General features: G+C 42.0%; 11 protein-coding genes. 2 read left to right on the forward strand and 9 right to left on the reverse strand.

The window, feature by feature from the left end; translation table 11 throughout:
- Nucleotides 1-234: 234 nt before the first annotated feature.
- The 5 genes from GSQ84_RS05140 to GSQ84_RS05160 form a co-directional block, all read right to left on the reverse strand.
- The gene (locus GSQ84_RS05140; RefSeq protein WP_158796202.1) at nt 235-390 is read right to left on the reverse strand and encodes a hypothetical protein; all 156 of its coding nucleotides are present in this window, start codon (nt 388-390) and stop codon (nt 235-237) included.
- A gap of 1,120 nt (nt 391-1,510) precedes the next feature.
- A complete protein-coding gene (locus GSQ84_RS05145; RefSeq protein ID WP_158796203.1) occupies nt 1,511-3,826 on the reverse strand; it encodes a Tex family protein in 2,316 nt (771 codons plus the stop codon).
- A gap of 74 nt (nt 3,827-3,900) precedes the next feature.
- Nucleotides 3,901-4,887, reverse strand: coding sequence for a pyruvate dehydrogenase complex E1 component subunit beta (locus GSQ84_RS05150; RefSeq protein ID WP_158796204.1), 987 nt, complete (start codon nt 4,885-4,887; stop codon nt 3,901-3,903).
- A 125-nt stretch (nt 4,888-5,012) separates the two neighbouring features.
- Nucleotides 5,013-7,919 carry a PD-(D/E)XK nuclease family protein gene (locus GSQ84_RS05155; protein ID WP_158796205.1) on the reverse strand — a complete coding sequence of 969 codons (2,907 nt, stop codon included), beginning with the start codon at nt 7,917-7,919 and terminating at the stop codon, nt 5,013-5,015.
- A 3-nt stretch (nt 7,920-7,922) separates the two neighbouring features.
- A complete protein-coding gene (locus GSQ84_RS05160; RefSeq protein WP_158796206.1) occupies nt 7,923-11,159 on the reverse strand; it encodes an exodeoxyribonuclease V subunit beta in 3,237 nt (1,078 codons plus the stop codon).
- A 136-nt stretch (nt 11,160-11,295) separates the two neighbouring features.
- Here GSQ84_RS05160 and GSQ84_RS05165 point away from each other — a divergent pair, with 136 nt between their 5' ends.
- On the forward strand, nt 11,296-11,826 hold the full coding sequence (locus GSQ84_RS05165; RefSeq protein ID WP_158796207.1) for a thioredoxin family protein: 531 nt from the start codon (nt 11,296-11,298) through the stop codon (nt 11,824-11,826).
- On the opposite strand, the gene GSQ84_RS05170 is transcribed toward GSQ84_RS05165, so the two are convergent.
- Nucleotides 11,827-13,533, reverse strand: a complete 1,707-nt coding sequence (locus GSQ84_RS05170) for a glycoside hydrolase family 3 protein (protein WP_158796208.1) — start codon at nt 13,531-13,533, stop codon at nt 11,827-11,829.
- 291 nt (nt 13,534-13,824) lie between these two features.
- Between GSQ84_RS05170 and GSQ84_RS05175 the strand changes: the two genes are divergently transcribed.
- The gene (locus tag GSQ84_RS05175; protein WP_158796209.1) at nt 13,825-14,457 is read left to right on the forward strand and encodes a porin family protein; all 633 of its coding nucleotides are present in this window, start codon (nt 13,825-13,827) and stop codon (nt 14,455-14,457) included.
- 85 nt (nt 14,458-14,542) lie between these two features.
- On the opposite strand, the gene GSQ84_RS05180 is transcribed toward GSQ84_RS05175, so the two are convergent.
- The 3 genes from GSQ84_RS05180 to GSQ84_RS05190 all read right to left on the reverse strand — a co-directional run bounded on the left by GSQ84_RS05180 (nt 14,543) and on the right by GSQ84_RS05190 (nt 17,896).
- Entirely contained in the window at nt 14,543-15,856 is a 1,314-nt protein-coding gene (locus tag GSQ84_RS05180) for a carbohydrate porin (protein ID WP_158796210.1), read from the reverse strand.
- Nucleotides 15,857-15,922: 66 nt separating this feature from the next.
- On the reverse strand, nt 15,923-16,507 hold the full coding sequence (locus GSQ84_RS05185; RefSeq protein ID WP_158796211.1) for an LUD domain-containing protein: 585 nt from the start codon (nt 16,505-16,507) through the stop codon (nt 15,923-15,925).
- A gap of 9 nt (nt 16,508-16,516) precedes the next feature.
- Entirely contained in the window at nt 16,517-17,896 is a 1,380-nt protein-coding gene (locus GSQ84_RS05190; RefSeq protein WP_158796212.1) for a lactate utilization protein B, read from the reverse strand.
- Between the last annotated feature and the right edge of the window lie 6 nt (nt 17,897-17,902).

Genomic DNA, 17,902 nt, shown 5'->3' on the forward strand with positions numbered 1-17,902 from the left:
CTGACCATTCTTAACTTGTATTAATAATAGTCTTGTATTCTTATTTGTCTGTCAGAATAGACTTAAAAAACTCGTGCGGTTCATGTACTTTGAACTTGTACTTGCTTACCCCGCTACGTGTATAAATGACATCTCTTTAATGAACTTCTCGGCACGTACCTCGCGGCGGCCTTTTATATGTTGCAATGGTTTAACTTTCGTTCCCCAGGTCTTAATGTTCCTGCTTCACTCCATTCATTCCATCGTTTCAATCTTGTTTGTTTCGCTCAGCTGACATCCGTCAGTGGCGTTTTGTTTTCCCGTTTTTGTTGGGACTGCAAAGGTAGAAATCTTTTTCGTTCTGTCAAGCTTTTTCTTTTTTATTTTCAGAAGTTTTAAACCTCTTTCCATTTTTTAAAAGCTAAACTAACGTCCTACTTTACAACCTTTCAAAATCCTTCTCTCTTATCACTTTCACTGTTTCCCTTCCTCCGAAGCGGGATGCAAAAGTAGGAAAAATAACCCAACCACAAAACAATTCAAGCAATTCATTTGTATACCGCACTTAACTGCATGGCGCACAAGCAGAAAAACTTCCGGATAGAATTAAAAAGATCAGGCAAAGCAATGTGACAACATTCCAAAATCTTTCCTACTGTTGATCATACAAGCTTGTAAATATTTGGTTAACCCTTAACTTTGCCTTGAAAGGCCATTGAGTGCGCTATTTTAGGGGGTTGGTTCGGCTCTTACCCGAACCAACCCCCTACCAATCCCCTACCAACACCCTATCAATACCCTACCAACGCAAACCGAAGTCAAAACCATCTCAAAGTGTCCTTTTCCTTGTCTTATCCTGAAAAAACCTTACATTTTAGAGTTGATAGTTATTTTAATTTTCTGGTTTCACTTGACACGTCGCTTTTTCTTTCCCGATTTTACCTTACATCCCCTGATTTATTTTCCTGATTAGTCTGACGGGTCATTTTTTAGTTTAACAAACGTATGTCCGTAATGTGGGGTATCTTATTCTGGAAAAACCTGACGTTTTAGTGTTAATAATTATTTATTTTCCCGGATTCACCTGACAGCCTGCTTTAACAGACTAAACCTATATAGCGTTAACGTACAGTTTCGTAAAGCAAGCTACTAGCAAAGTACGGGGAAGCCACCCAAACTTAGATATAGGAATACAGGTCACACATGTTTCGAGTTTAAATCGTAGTTAAACAAAAGTTAAACCGGCCTTATTATAACATTGGGCAGGCATTTCTATAGCCAGGGGATATACCAACGCCTATCCAACGCTTATCCAATGACTAACTAACGCCTTCGCAAAATAGAGCCATTTCAGGAAGAAACCACTCGCAGACACGAATATCATCAAGGTTAAAGGAAATTAAAATAACATATATGAAATATATTAACAATAGGGTTATACATTTATCATTTATACAGACAATAGATTTAGAAAACACCGATTGAGTGTATAAAAAAAGCGCTACCGGGTGGTAACGCTCTTTATAACTCACTATTTGAACTTATTTTTCAAAGCTTCCAGCTTAGACTGCAAATCACCTTCCGGCTGGAGCTTCGGTTTGCTTTGCGCTGTTCCAGGCTGACCAGCCTGCGGACGCTTACCTGTATTCCCTCGCGGACCGTCCGGCTTTCTGAATGCAGCAGGTCTTTCAGACTTAACCGTATTCCCCTGTTTTGGTGCATTTTCACTTTTCATCGATAAGGAGATCCGCTTACGCATTACATCCACTTCTTTGACCGTTACTTCAACTTTCTGACTAACCTTTACTACATCGTTAGGATTGGCCACAAACTTATCTGCCAGCTGACTGGTATGCACCAAACCATCCTGGTGTACACCTATATCTACAAAAGCACCGAAATTGGTTATGTTGGTTACTATTCCAGCTAACTTCATTCCTACTTTTAAATCACCTATCTCATTTACGCCATCGGTAAAGCTAAATGCTTCAAACTGCTCCCTTGGATCTCTCCCGGGTTTAGCCAATTCACTCATGATATCATTCAGGGTAGGCAGTCCCACGCTATCGCTGATATACTGCTGCAGCCTGATCTGTTTCTGTAACTGTACATCTTTAAGCAGGTCATTCACCGAATGTCCAAGATCCTTCGCCATCTGGTTCACCAAATCATAACGCTCAGGGTGAACGCCGCTGGCATCCAAAATTAATGCGGCATCCCTGATCCTTAAAAATCCGGCTGCCTGTTCATAGGCTTTATCTCCCAGGCGTGGCACTTTCTTTAAGCTCTCACGGTTTTTAAAGGCGCCGTGCTCATTTCTATAGGTCACGATATTTTGCGCCAGCTGAGGGCCTAAGCCGGATACGTAGGCCAGCACCTGTTTAGATGCTGTATTCAATTCGACTCCAACTGCATTTACACAGCTCATTACCGTATCATCCAATGATTGCTGCAACTTAGTCTGATCCACATCATGCTGATACTGTCCTACGCCAATTGACTTAGGATCGATCTTCACCAATTCTGCTAAAGGATCCATTAACCTGCGTCCTATAGAAACAGCTCCCCTAACCGTAATATCCTGTGTAGGGAATTCTTCGCGGGCAACTTCAGAAGCGGAATAAATAGACGCCCCGTTTTCATTCACCATTACAATTAGCACTCCAGGTAAGTTCAACCCACGCACAAAAACTTCAGTTTCCCTTCCCGCGGTGCCATTTCCAATAGCAATCGCTTCTACTTCATGTTTAACGCATAACTTTTGTATTGTATCTGCAGCGTTTTTTATATTTCCCTGTCCGGTATGCGGATAGATCGTTGTATTCTCCAGTAATTTCCCCTGTCTGTCCAGACATACCACCTTACATCCTGTACGAAATCCCGGATCAATAGCCAGCACATTCTTTTGTCCCATAGGTGCTGCCAGCAATAACTGTCTTGCATTTTCTGCAAATACACGGATCGCTTCCTCATCGGCCTTTTGTTTTGACAGCAGACGAAGTTCCGTTTCCATAGAAGGGCCTAATAGGCGTTTATAACTATCATGTATGGCCAGTTCCACCTGTTTAGAACAGGCATTGTTGCCCTGGATAAAATGTTTATCCAGAATAGTGATAGCCCCTTCCTCTTCAGGATGTGCTTCCAATTTTAATATCGATTCATTTTCTCCGCGTCTCATGGCGAGAATACGGTGTGAAGGTGCCGTTTTCACCAGCTCTTCCCATTCAAAGTAATCCTTATACTTTATTCCCTCTTCTTCTTTACCCTTTACAACAGTAGACTTAATCACGGCTTTCTGCTGAAAATAATTCCGCATTGTTGTGCGCACTTCTGCATTTTCGCTGATCATCTCCGCGATAATATCCCTGGCTCCGGCAAGGGCATCTTCAGTAGTGGTTACTCCCAATTCTGCATCCAGGTATTTTTCCGCTTCATCATCAGGATTTAACCTGCCCTGCTCAAAGATCAGTAACGCCAAAGGTTCCAGGCCTTTGCGCCTGGCCTCAGAAGCACGGGTTTTTCTTTTAGGTTTGTAGGGCAAATAAATATCCTCTATTACGGTTATATTTTCGGCCGCATTGATCTGCGCTTCCAATTCAGGGCTAAGTTTGCCCAAAGCTGTCAAGGCTTTTAATATCGCCTCACGACGTTTATCCAGCTCCCGCAGCTGCTGGAAACGGTCGCGGACCGCAGCCACCTGTACTTCATCTAAACTGCCGGTCACCTCTTTACGGTAACGGGAGATAAAAGGCACTGTAGCCCCTTCATCTAACAGGGCAATTGTAGCAACAACCTGCTTTTCAGCAACTGCTAATTCCGCAGCAATAATTTTCGAGTGACTAGTCATCTTCAAATAGATATAAAATAAAAAATCCCGCAGGGTTTAGCCAACGGGATTATATATTCTTTAAAAAAAATAATTTATTTTGTTACGTACATTACTTCTTTCACCGCTTTGATTACGCGTTCTGCGTTAGGTAAGCTGGCTGCGATCAATGTAGGTGCATATGGCAATGGTACATCTGCACAAGTAATACGCAATACCGGAGCATCTAAATGATCAAAAGCATTTCTTTGTACGTTGAACGCGATCTCAGAAGAAATAGAAGCCAGTGGCCATGCTTCTTCAACGATCACTAAACGGTTAGTTTTCTTTACAGATTCAATGATCGTAGCATAATCAATAGGACGTACAGTACGTAAATCGATTACTTCAACATTGATACCTTCTTTTGTTAATTCCTCAACTGCAGGGTTAACAACACGGGTAAGCATTTTACCGAAAGTAACGATGGTTACATCAGTACCTTCTTTGGTTACTTTTGCTTTTCCCAGAGGGATGTAATATTCATCTTCAGGAACTTCTCCTTTATCACCATACATCACTTCAGATTCCATGAAAATTACAGGATCCGGATCAAGGATAGATTGTTTCAATAATCCTTTGGCCTCATATGGAGTAGAAGGAACTACTACTTTTAAACCAGGACAGTTAGCATACCAGTTTTCAAAGTTTTGAGAGTGCTGTGCACCTAACTGACCAGCGTTACCCGTTGGACCGCGGAATACAGCAGGGATAGAAAACTGACCACCGCTCATCGATAAGATTTTAGCAGCGCCATTGATGATCTGATCAATTGCAACTAAAGAGAAGTTGAATGTCATAAACTCTATGATCGGAACTAATCCATTCATCGCTGCACCAATACCGATTCCGGTAAAACCAAGCTCAGCAATGGGTGTATCAATGATACGTTTGTCGCCAAACTCATCAAGCATACCCTGACTTACTTTATATGCACCATTATATTGCGCAACTTCTTCGCCCATTAAGAATACGTTTTCGTTCTTACGCATTTCTTCGCTCAAAGCTTCACGCAAAGCTTCTCTAAATTGAATCTCTCTCATTGTATATTCAAATATTAACTGCGGCAAATATAACTAATGTAACGTAATAATAAAGTCTGTTTTAATTACAATATTCCTGCTACAAAAAGAGTAGGAAATATGGTGAAAAAGCCAAAACACAAATTTTAATTACCACATAGGGATAAATAAGGACAATATTTACAGTTATCTGCCACATTTGTGTGTAAAAATGGAAGTTCAGGATCAAACAATTCTTCCAATTTTGTTCTTAAAAGTTCGCTAAAATTACCCTTCAGCCCTTCTAAATGTTCCGCCTCGAGGTGGACCCGCTTTCTGTTTTCGGAAGAATGGAATAGTGTCCCTTCCTTTCTCATCTTCCTGATCAGGTACAAATTAGGCTCCATCCCTGTGATGCCCCTCGACTGCTCATAGACATAGGTATAAAAAAGGGTTTGTATCAACGCTTTGTTATGTTTACCGCTGTTAAAACTAAATAGCTCATCCAGCGGAGCATACTGCAGATCGTCACTTCCCGTTTTATAGTCCACTACCCTGGTTATCCCATTCTTTTTATCCACCCGGTCGATGATCCCATGTAAGGTCAGGCTTCTTTCTTTACCGCCAACAATGATCTTAAAACTGATCTCGTCTTTACTTTCAAGATCAAGGATAGAAAAAGGTGCCTCGATTTCATCATGGTTCAGGATCACATTGGCATATTCTGCAATGATGGCCAGTACCACCTGCTGCATCCCATTATGGGTGATTACCTGATGCTCATCATTAAACATCACTTTGGAAAAAGCCATTTTGCATAACCTGTTCAGCGATTTTCGTTTGATGGAGATTCGTTCCTGCGTAATATAAGGCCCTTCTTCTTTCAGTTCTGCATAAAAGCGCTCCATTACAAAATGCAGCATGGAGCCGATATTGCTGGCTTCCAGGTTTTCTGCCAGTTCTTTTGGCTCTTCGATTTTTGCAATGTATTTATAGAAAAACTGAACCGGACAGTTCATATAAGTTGTTAAAGCCGTTGCTGAAAGTCTTGCAGAAGGATCCTGTTTATCCAGATACAGATTTAAACGATGCAGCACATCTTCATCTTTTTCAATAGGGAAACTAATAGGATGGTCGATTGAAATAGCCTGCGACTGATCAAAATATTTAAAGGTATAACCGCTTTCAAACTCCAGCTGCCGTAAAAAACGACTCGGTTCACCGGTATTGTTATCGTCGCCCTGCCCATTATACACCAGGCTTACCTGCCGTGAGCGCTGTAACAGGCGATAAAACATGTAAGCAGAAATCGCATCCTGGTTTTCCAGCACCGGCAAACCATAGGCCCTGCGGATGCTGTCGGGGATAAAACTCGGGGAAACAGCTACTTGTGGAAGAATCCCTTCGTTTACGCCCAGGATATAAACATGGTCAAAGTCAAGGCTTCTGCTTTCCAGCAATCCCATCACCTGAACACCCTGCAGAGGTTCACCGGTAAGCGGGACTGCAATGCCCTGTATCGCCTTTTGCATCAGTGACAATACAAATGGAAGAGGAAGGTCTGCGGTGTAAGACGTTAAGGTATCATGTAATCGGTTTAATTCTTTTATAGTTGCAATAAACAGATCTGCTTCAGTCTGTTTCAATGATTTTTCTGCCAGCTGCTGCTGTAGGATCTGTCTGAAAACCTCCAGCAGCCCCATAATAGCAGCAGAACCTGTATCCCTTCGGGTAAAAAACTGTTCCGATAATTCTCCTGCAGTGCTTAACACTTCCATATCCACTTCAATCAGCTGACGGGCTAAAATATCTTTTTGCAGCTGACTGCGTAATCCTAAAGGGAGATTAACCAGGGGGTGTGAAAGGAATGCTTCTACCTCCCGGTGAGAGATGGTATTTTTCTTACCCGCAGCAAGCTGGGATTGTACACATAACCAGATATCGGCCAATCCAAAAATAGAAGTGGCCAGCAAAGGATACCCCATGGTTACGTTAAGGTTCACCTCTCTGTTTACCCCTTCATATTCATAATGTGTAGGAATAGTTTGCAGTACCGGCAGCAGCAGACTTTCATCTGCCAGGATGAGGGCTATTTTCCCGGCATTGTCCTGAGCTTCCAGCAGGGGATAATCTTCAGCTAACCCTTCCTGCAGGATCTTGGCCTGCGCCGTTTGCCCCTGTGTTTTGTATACTTTGATCTCTTTAGCAGCCGATCTGATCAGGTCCCTGCTTTCACCCAGCGCATTGGGTAAACCCAATTTTTGTATATTTTTCCTCAGGAAAAGCCCAGCTTCCTGGGTCTCATCCTGCATATAATAGTTATCGGTATCAAAATAAAAAAGTGCTTTTTCCTCCTGGCTCCAGCGCTTAAAGATGGCCGCTTCGGCATTGCTCAATGCATTAAAACCAGCAAATACCAGTTTCCCATGGGCAAAATCAGCAGTAAAATCTGGCTTTTCAGCTTCGCCAGTTGCCAGTTTCCGGTATACCCGGGCCATAGATGTTAACCCTTTTGCTTCCAATGCGTTGTGGAAACCATCGTATAAGGCAGGCATCCTTCGCCACATCCGGATAAACTGTTCCTGATGGTTTTTCTGTCTTCCTGAAGAGAAGGACGTCCAGAATTGCTGTAAAAAAGCTTGCTGCTCTTCAGAAAGATGCTGAAAGTTCTTTTCAATTACAGCGATATCTTCCAGTTCTTCGAACAACTGACCAGCATTGACCAGATCATTATCTATCTGGGCAAAATCGCTCAGGATAATCCGGGCGACAGGATAAAAAACATCAGGATTGATTGTTTTTGCACCTTCCTTCTTTAATAACTCATTGTATTGCTGGAAAAGCGTAAAAAACTGGCTAAAGCTATCCGCAACCTGCAGATCGGTAGATAGAGCAAAAAATTCCTGTATGGTAAAAAACGAGGGACTCCAGAAAGGTTTACCTATAGTTTGTGCCAGATGGTTTTGCAAATAAGCCACCGGTCGTTTATTGTTAAATACTATAGCGCTATTGTGCAGGTTTTCACCCGTTCTTTTCACTAAATCTTCTGCAACTTCTCTTAAAAATGGAACCATGCCTTAAACTAATTTCAATTCGCCGCTATGGGCATAAAATAAATAGGTACTTACAGAGGGATAACCCATTTCCTGGAGCAGGGTCCTGTAGCCATGCACCTGTTTGATATGGGCAGGACTCTCCTGCTGTGTGAACTTATAATCGATTACGATCACTTCTTTATCAGACAGCAGCACCTTATCAGGACGGTAACTCTTCCCTGAACGGTCTACGATACTTTTCTCATTCACCGTTTCCCTGCTGCTGCTCAACAATTGCTGCAGGTCTTTATTTCCTAAAACAGTCAATGCCTGTAACCTGAAAGCTTCCAATTCTTCTTCACGAAAGATTCCTTCTGTCAGCATTTCTGACAAGATATGGTCTACCTCGCTACTCTCCGAAGTTCGCGCAAGGACTTCATGTAAAATACTTCCTTCTCTACCGGCAGGATTATTTCCCATCATATCCAGCTCCCTGCGTTTTAAGTTACTGTTGAATACGGCAGTTAAACGCTCTGAAGTAGGATAAGCTTTCAGATCAATTAACTCAGGTCTGAATCCTTTTTTGCTGCCGGGTTTTCCTTTTTTAACCACTTCCTCATCGATCAGGAATTGTCCTTCTTCTGACAGCTGGTCTTCAAAAATCTTAATGAGCAAATCGCCTATGGTACTGATACCTTCGTTCTTTTTCCCCAGGCAGCTGAGGTATAAATATTCTTTAGTTCTGGTAGTGGCTACATAGAGCATATTCAAAGCATCCATATTGTTATACAATAACTCCTCATAATAAGGAATGGCTACTGCCGATTGCCCCAGGCTGGAATTGTATTTTAGCGGAATGCGGTTCAATTGATGGTAAGGGGTATTGGCCGCTGGCACCCAGAATATGGTGTTTACTTTGCCGTTGATATCCCAGTTACAAAAAGGAACCATCACTACTTTAAAAGCTAGTCCTTTAGACTTATGTATGGTAATTACCTGTACGGCATCTGCACTTTCTGAAGAAGGCAATGTTTTTCTTCGCCCTTCTTCGTCCCAGTATTTTAGAAACGAGGTAATTCCTTTTTCACCCTGGCGGCCTATATTTCCGGCCAGATCCCTCAAAGCGAACAGATAAGGCAAATGACTGGCATGTGCAGGCTGATTTAGTCCATAAGCTGACAGCAGTTTCTCCAGCATTTCTGGCAGCGGTTGTTGCATCCAGCTTTGCCATTGACTGCACAGTTCTGCTGGCAGTACGTCACTAAGGTCTTCCAGGTTTTTAGTTTTCAGGTTAAATAACTGTACAGGTTTAACTTTACGTCCCTGCAGCTGTGCATATAAGCTGATACAATTTGCTTTGTATAAAGCTGTATTTTCAGACAGGCCAGCCATGACCTTTAAGGTATCTATTAATATTTTAACAGAAATATCGTTTTCAATCAGTAAAGCTTCACCAGATATCACAGGGATATTGTTTGCCATCAGTATATCTACTACAGCTATGGCCTCTGAATTAGAACGAACCAGCACACAGGCATCTCCCGGCTGATAGCGTTTTTCTACAGTGAACAGGCGATGCAGGGTTTCTACCATTTTCTTCAGGGCTTCTTCTTTAAATCCTGTCCGGTTTAAAGCTTTACCTTCTACATCTGTCTTCAGTACATTAAAATCTATCGCCCCGCCGGAAGCAGTCCCCGGATTTGTCTTTTGTCCAACTTCAGCATATACATCGGTCATGATATGATCAAATCCCTTGTCTTTCCACCAGGTACTTACGTCTGGATTGGTGCTTTGCCCTGTTACGGTTTCATTTAAATTCTGCTGCATGAGTATCGGCAGCACTTTAAACAGCAGATTATTAAAATCAATGATATTTTTGGTACTCCGGTAATTCTCTTCCAGGTTGGCATCCGTTACATAAGTTGCACCGATATCCTTCTTTGCCTGCTGATGGAGGATATTCCAATCCCCGTTCCGCCATCTGTAGATCGACTGCTTTACATCACCCACAATCAAATGGTCAATCAGCTTCCCATTGGCCTCTGCCATTGCATTTTTGAGCAGTGGTTTAAAATTACCCCATTGGTTGGCAGAAGTATCCTGAAATTCATCGAATAAAAAATGCCGGTAGCGGCTGCCCGTCTTTTCCCAGATAAAGGCTGGATTATCATCGTCCTCACCCGTGATACCTTTTAACAGATTTTGCGCATCACTGATCAGCAGGTTCCCGCTTTCTTCACGGTATGTTTTTAGCAATACGGCCATTTCCTGCATTAGTCTCAGATAATACAGGTTTTTATGAAAAGCCTGTGCCAGGATATATTCCGGCAGCTTTTCCACGTAACTGGTGTTCAATTCCCGGATGATCGGGTTTAGGGATTCATATAATGAAGTATCAGAACCTGGTTTGAACCATTCATCCGGCTCATCGATCAGCTTGGTCAGGCTGTCCATTTTATCATGGTCGCCCGCAGCAATTTTCTTTAAATTGTTTAGTGGCGACCTGGATTTGCCTTTTAAATGATCGGGATTAACCCCTGAAGATTCAAAGAGTTCCATCGCTTTGGCAGACAGTTGGTTTATCATATCCTCAAAGGAAGCCATGTGCTGTTTAGTCTCTTTACCATACCCGCCGAATAACTGGTTAAGGTCGTGCTCCTGACCCAGGTTTTGTATAGCCTCATCAAAAGGCTGGTATCTTTCTTTAAAGATCTCCCCGGCAAGATCGGTGAGTTCAGTTCTGTAATTCCAGCTGATATTGTTATTAATCCGATCCAGCGCCAAGTCAATGATCCATTGCAATAAATTGGGGTTGTTGTCGAGTTGTTGATCCAGGCGATCGGCCAGGTCGTTTTTTACCTTATCGAAGTTCATCTCCAGGGTATAACCTGAGTCGAGCCCCAGTTCAAAGGCAAAACCACGGATCACCTTTTGCACAAACCCATCGATCGTACTTACGGAGAACCGGCTATAGTCATGCAATATCCTTTTATAAATCCGTTCGGACTGTTGCTGTAAAGTTTCTTCATTTAAATCCGGATGTGCTTTTAAGACCAGCACGCGGTAGTCATTGACTTCTTCATCTCCCGTAGCAAATCCTTTTAAAACCTCCATGATACGGGTTTTCATTTCCTCCGTAGCTTTATTGGTAAAGGTTACTGCAAGAATTTCCCTGTATTTTGTTTCTCCGGATAACAGTAGGGTGAGGTAATGTGCTGTAAGGCTAAATGTCTTACCTGAGCCTGCAGAAGCTTGCAATATTTTTAGAGGTTGCGGCATGAGGTGAAGTTAAAACATATTTGGGAAGAATGTCCCAAAATGACCGACAAAAAATAATCTACTATATTAGTAGTAATTTTAAAATACGATTACAATTTGCTGTTCAGATTTATATACTTTTACAAAAAAAGATCATATGAAACGTTTCTCTTTTATTTTAGCAGGCTTGCTGGCCATTTCTACCCTATCTTTTGCACAAGAGCAAAAAACTGAAGATAAAAAACAGGAAATAAAAATATATAATCCGAATGCTGATGCACGGGCAGATCTAAAAGCCGCAGTAACACGTGCCAAAAAACTGAACAAACATGTATTTGTGATGGTAGGCGGAAATTGGTGTTCATGGTGTCTGGCTTTTCACCATCTGGTAGATAACACGCCCGAATTGAAAAGCTATCTGGATGGGAATTATGAAACCGTATTATTAAACTATAGCAAAGAAAATAAAAACGAAGCTGTACTGGCCAGCCTAAGCCATCCGGAACGTTTCGGTTTCCCGGTATTCGTAATTCTTGACGGAAATGGAAAATTGCTGCACACAGAAAACTCGGCCTACCTGGAAGAAGGAAAAGGACACAACCCTAAAAAAGTACTGGACTTTCTTAAAAACTGGAACTATACAGCTTTAGATCCTGCCACCTATGCTAAAGAAAGCACATCCAAATAACTACTGGCCGTCACCATATTTAAAATTAGGACTAGCCGTTACCGGAAGTTTTCCACTAGCCTTAAACTGTTTTGCGATAACTCCGGCAGCGGCTTTTTGCATGTAATCGTCCTTTTGATAGGCAACGATCAATGATCTACTTTTTTCAATCCCTGGTAATCCTGCCAGGTTATAGGGATTGGCAAAAAAGGCGAATACCGAGTTTTTCTCTGCCAGTGTGCTGATCAGGGATTTAATAGCAGGACTAAAGGCCATTCCATTTCCCGGACGTGTGCGTGTATCGTGGATACTTACAATGACCTGATCTGAAGGATCAATTCCTTTGGTCACTTTTGCAATGTCATCAGCTGATGCCATTTTATCCAGGTTAAGCAGTATAGCATTTTTATAATGACCAGCCAGTTCATGCTGAAAAACGTTGAGGGCAGGTGTACCAATACTGATTACCACTGTTCTCTTTTCAGTTGATAAGTCCTGAATTGCTGCTGAACCATTTAAAAGGGTCATGGATGAATCTGCAAGTTGCTGTAACAAAGCGAGACTTTCTGCCCTATTTACTCCTGCATTCACGTTTTGTTCATCAATTTTGGTTTTTACGTTTAATCCCGACCAATATTTAGCGATCAGGATCTTTCTTACGCTTTCGTCAATTCTCTCCATCGGGATTCTTTTGTGCCTGATTGCTTTGCGCACCAGTTTCACCGCTCTTTTACTATTTTCAGAAAGTTCCAGGATATTATTACCGGCAATCACACCCAGTACATCTGCTTCTCCATCTTTGAAATTTTTGACCACCCCTTTCATTTCCATAGCATCTGAAACTACCAGACCACGAAAACCCAGCTCATCTTTTAAAATACCAGTTACAATGGGCTTAGATAAAGTAGAAGGAAGGTTTTTAGTGGTATCTAGTGATGGAATATTCATATGCGCTACCATGATACCTGAAGCACCGGCAGCAATCAATTCCCTGAAAGGATACATTTCCAGGCTATCCAAACGTGCACGGGTAAAATTTAGCTGTGGCAGATCTAAGTGTGAATCTACATCTGTATCTCCATGTCCGGGGAAATGTTTAACGGTAACCAGCAGCCCGCCATCCTGCATTCCTTTCATATAAGCCGCAGCTTTAAGGGCTACATTGTATTTGTTCTCTCCAAAAGACCGGTAATTGATAATCGGATTTTCAGGGTTATTGTTAATATCAGCATCAGGCCCCAGGTTCATCTGTACGCCAATCCTTTTAAAATCTTTGGCTACCTCGAGGCCCATTTTATAGATCAGGTTTTTATCCTGTATAGCGCCAAGTGCCATCTGATAGGGGTAAGAGATGGTGCTGTCCAGACGCATGCCCAGGCCCCACTCTCCATCCGAAGCAATTAACAAAGGCACTTTTGTGATCTCCTGATATTTATTGATCAGGATTGCTTCTCTTCCCGGCCCACCCTGAAAAAAGACCAATCCGCCGATATGTTCTTTTTTGATCACATGCCCTATCGAATCTTCATAAGCCTGTCCTTTGCTGGTTAGCGCCCTTACAAAAAACAACTGCGCGATTTTATCTCTCCTGCTCATATGATGAAAAACAGAATCTACCCAGGGGTTAGGTTCACGGAGTGTTTGGATATAAGATTTTTGCTGTGCCTGAACAAAAAAGGTAATGCTCAATAGAAAGATCGTTAAACTGAAGAGTTGCTTTTGAATCATGAAGAACCGGTTATACCATCAAAGTTAAATTAAATTGATCAAAGCCACGCAAGCTGATTTAGCTAAAGGTTCGATGCTAAAACATAGGAATTTTGAATTTAAAACGCAGATATGTATTAAATTCAATACACCTGAAGCATCTATCTAAAACTTTAGATAGATGGATTTAAACCTTCACAACTATCTGTATATCAAATAAAAAACAATGAATTAAACCTTGAAAACAAGCTGCTTTTTAAACTGGCACATTTCTTTCAATGCCCTCTCGGTTTAACAAAAAACTTAAAGGATATGAAAAAGATTTTTATACTAGCTATAGGCCTCTTTGTGGCCACAGCCGCAAGCGCTCAGGATCATGGAATTAAATTTGGTATTGCAGGGGGACTTAATGTTTCGGATGTGATACAGGGCCACGGAGATTATGGTAGCACCAATACAAAAGCAGGTTTTAATGCAGGTCTTACTTTGGAAATACCGTTTTACCCAGGAATAGCATTTGCACCGGAAGTAATGTTCTCTCAAAAAGGATACAGCCTGGATTATGACACTGATGCGGGTTATTCTGCAGGTAAGTTCACACAAACTACCAATTATATTGATGTACCCCTATTATTCAGTTTTAGAGTAGGTCCGGCATTTAATTTCCTGATCGGTCCGCAAGTGTCTTTCCTTACCTCTACTAAAAACAAATTTGACGATGGTTTTGGAACAACTGAAGAAACAACGATCAACAATCATTCAGACAACTATAATAAAACCATGATTGGTGGTGTAGTTGGCTTTAGATATGATATTACGCCAACAGTGGATATCCACGCACGTTATGCAATAGATTTCAGTCAGAATGATGGTTATGGTGATTATTACACACCACGATACAGAAATCAGGTTGTTTCTTTAGGCCTAGGATTTAAATTCCAATAAGAAATATTCCATACCTATGGAAAACAAGCCCCGTCTTCTTTAAATAGAAGCGGGGTTTGCTTTTTTAATATTATTCTGGCGGGAGTTAAAATTCTACGTGCATCCTCAATGCAAAAGCATTTACCGGACCGCGATCTTTATTATAAGCTGGATTCACAATGAACTGGTAATCCGGAGAAAGAAATACTTTTTTCTGGTATACGTCCACTTTGTAATATACCTCTGCTATCATCTCATGACCGTAATTTAATTTACCGTCTCCAATGATAAAACCATAACCGCCATCTGCCAGGTAATCGCGGTGATCTTTAGAGATCCCGTTTCCTACAAAGGCCAGTCCGATTTCAGCATCTTTCTGGTTCCAGCTTTTTCCATTCAGGACAGCCCCAAGACTGACAGACTGATCTATTTCTGTAAACGCCCAGGTTTCTGTTTTACCATCATTGTAACTTGTTTTAGCAAATACGCCCAGATTAGGGTTTACACTCTGTTCCAGATTCACACCAAAGCCATATTTGTTCCTTCCGTATTTTCGTGTTGCTGTAACATCGGGAGACAGCGGGTCTTGTGCAATAGCTAAGGCATAGTCGCCCATTTTGGCGGCATTATCATATCCCAATACGCGAATGGTTCCTTTTTGACCACTAATCGCATATCTTTTTTCATATTCAAGTGTAAAAGCATGGGCTTTTGCCAGGTTACCGTCCCAGATTGCCCCATTGGCACTGGTAGTAACCATAGTAGTGGCTAAACGCAATGACCATGTAGGTTGCCCCAATTCAAATACTGCCCCGATCACATATCCCCTGGTGTTTGCCGGATAATCCCAAGCCCCATTAGACATCAGCGACCAGTTTAAAAACTGTGTTCTGGCATCATGACTATATGCGTTGTTGTCAAAGAAATCACTCAATCCGAACTTACCAGCAGTGATAGAGAAATATTTCTTTTTGCGGTAACCAGCCAGTTGATTCTGATCATCAGGGATGGTATCTACCTGGTTTCCCCAGCCAAAGGTTTGCACCAGATAAGCTCTGGCAATATAGATAGCAGGCTCTGGCGAACCTACCCTGAATGTTTCTCCGTTGCTAAATCCTGCCAGACCTAAGGTTTGGCTGAAACCTTTTCCACCCGACATTTCCGGGTTAAAATAAGCTTCGGCACCTTTCCATAAACGGGCACCGCCAAATAATGTTGTAGTTAAGGAAGTGGCTGTTTCACCTTTATTAGAGAGACTGTTTTCACCGGAATAATCGGCCTGAAAGCCAGGTTTGGTTTGTGTAATAATCGTTTGCTGGAAATGCAGGTTAAACCTTTTTTTAGCCAGACTATCAATATTCTGTGCATATCCATGGCTTAACATTGCCGATGTTATAGCTGCGAGTACAATTTTTTTCATATTAGCGGATGTAACGGCAAAGATAGGACAATCCCCTAAAGCGACATTAAAACAAGATTAAAAATCTTAATGCATAAAAATGGTCATACTTCTCGGCCCATGTGCCCCTAAAACCAGCGACTGTTCTATGTCTGCCGTTTTTGACGGGCCTGCTATGAAAGTACTGAATCCATAATCTGTATCGCCGATTTTTTCATAGGCTGCATGCATATCGGGTACCAGCGTGTTTTTGTCTACCAGCATAATGATATGCTGCGTGATAAAAGGCAATGCCCTTACCCCCATCCGGTCTTCAGTGATCCATAAAGCCGAATTTTCCGCAACAGCTAACCTGGGTTTAAATATAGCGATATCTACATCGGCATAAGTATGCGGATCCTCATGCAGTTCAAATGCAGGAATAGCTGAGGATACCACTTCAGCTACTGTAGAAAGTACCCTTTTAGCTTCCGGAAAATCGGCAGCAATCAACGCAGCGACTTCTTCCAGACCAGCAACGACATATACTTTACTTCCTATTCCCTCAGCTATTACCCTGAACTTTTCTACCAGGTTGATGCTTTCATCCCTTTCAAAGGCCAGGTTTACAGGAAGGGCAGAAATTTCCGGTTGATTATGTCGTAAAGCAGCTAATATTTTCTCTTTGCTCATTCCTGTTTTTTATTTATCCGTCACGTTCTTTTTGTACCACTCACCAAATGATTCGGCCGGTGCTTCGGGCATGTCCCGGTGTTTATACCAGGGATTAAACTGGTTATTTACAGCAAATGGAATATGTTTTAATACCCACCGCCCGGCTTTTCCCGCTGTCCGGTATACTGTTGGAGAAGACAGTGTAAAGGTCATCAGCTGCATACCCAATTTTTTTGAGGTATCGGCATATCCTTCTTTAACAATTACTTGTCTCCATTTATACAATTGCTGATGAATATCTATTTTAACCGGACATACATTAGAGCAGGAACCACATAAGGTAGAAGCGAAAGGCAGATCGGCATATTTTTTCATATCCAGATTAGGTGCAAGAATAGCGCCGATAGGCCCGGATATCGCATTGTGATAACTATGCCCGCCACTTCTCCGGTAAACCGGACAGGTGTTCATACAGGCACCGCAGCGGATACATTTCAGGGAAGCCCTGAAATCCTCACGTCCCATTTGTATAGTACGCCCATTATCTACAATAATAATGTGCATTTCCTGTCCTTTCCTGGGTTTTTTAAAATGACTCGAATAGGTGGTAATAGGCTGTCCGGTAGCGCTTCTGGTTAGCAGCCTAAGAAATACGCCTAAATGTTTGCGGTCAGGAATGATCTTTTCAATGCCCATACTGGCGATATGAACATCCGCTAAATGCGCCCCCATATCGGCATTTCCCTCATTGGTGCATACCACAAATTCACCGGTTGCTGCAATAGCGAAATTTACTCCTGTTAGTGCAGCTTTCCTGGTGAGGAAAGTTTCCCGGAGATGCTGCCTGGCGGTTTCGGTGAGTACCTGTGGATCTGAAGTACCGGCAGGACTACCTAGATGGATATGGAACAAGTCTCCTATTTCTTCTTTTTTCTTATGGATACAAGGCAATACGATATGACTTGGTGGTTCCTTGGCTAATTGAACGATACGTTCTCCAAGATCGGAATCGATCACATCCATTCCATGTTTTTCCAGGTACTCGTTTAAATGGCATTCTTCTGTCAGCATGGACTTACTTTTTACCATTTGCTGAATACCATGTACCTTCAAAATAGAATGAACCTGCTGGTTATGTTCTTCGGCATTGGCTGCCCAATGCACAATGATTCCATTGGCCTTCGCATTTTTTTCAAAAGCTAGCAGATAATTCGCCAGATCTGAAAGCACATTGTTTTTTATCTGCGAAGCAGTTTCTCTTAGTTGTTCCCATTCGGGTATACTATGTGCAGACTTATCCCTTTTCTGCCTGATCCACCATAAGGTTTCATCATGCCAGTCTACCCGTTCTTCATCCTTGTTGAATATTTCTGCTAATTCAGGATGTGTTTTAATCGTTTCGCTCATCTCCTG

This window comes from Pedobacter sp. L105 (genome assembly GCF_009765875.1).
Classification (GTDB): Bacteria; Bacteroidota; Bacteroidia; order Sphingobacteriales; family Sphingobacteriaceae; genus Pedobacter.